Origin of the sequence: Nocardioides antri (genome assembly GCF_008373765.1) — a bacterium.
Taxonomy (GTDB): domain Bacteria; phylum Actinomycetota; class Actinomycetes; order Propionibacteriales; family Nocardioidaceae; genus Nocardioides; species Nocardioides antri.
Genome location: NZ_VUJW01000155.1, coordinates 1 through 626 on the forward strand (window position 1 = coordinate 1; position 626 = coordinate 626).

The window sequence follows — 626 nt, forward strand, 5'->3', positions numbered from 1 at the left end:
CGCCCTCTTAGACTTGATCTTTCTTAGATAGAACTCGAGTTCTTTGCCTTCTAAGATGTAACCATCGGCGCGACCACACTGACCTGGGCGACTCGCCACGCAAGCCAGCAAACGCCCCGTGTGGAATTGTTCTTCTAGAGCACCCTCAACCTTAGCAAGACGTTGCCTTGCCAAGTATTTTCTTGCTGTCTTTTGACTTCTCTTCTTGTTGATAATAGCTTCCTCAGCCTCAGTCAGTTTAGCTCCCTTCTTCCTCCCAAGAGGCAACGTGTAATGCGACTCGTACCACTGCCTGAATGGAGTTGCATCTACTACAACAATTGCATTCTTGACAAGGGTCTTTGTACGCACCAATTCATTGTTAGATGCATTATACACAACATCAATGATACGGGTTTTGCGAGTTGAACATTCCGATCCCCAAGAGAAGTTACCGGTGTCCAGACGCAGCGCACGGTACTTAGTATTTCCACCACGTGAACGAACGGAGTGGATACGCTGAGGACCGAGCCTGGTGTTTGCAGCGGGACGCCCTAACTCATACTTCCTCTTCTTGCGTATGGGCGCACGTTTCCCACCGGTGGCCCTTCGCTTATGCCAGTGATCCCGACTGATACCCATCTTAG

Annotated in this window: 1 protein-coding gene; it reads right to left on the bottom strand. The window is 49.8% G+C overall.

What is annotated here, in order from left to right:
- A partial coding sequence (locus F0U47_RS22870) for a 30S ribosomal protein S8e (protein WP_246159724.1) occupies window positions 1-621 on the bottom strand: 621 nt, incomplete at its 3' end.
- Between the last annotated feature and the right edge of the window lie 5 nt (window positions 622-626).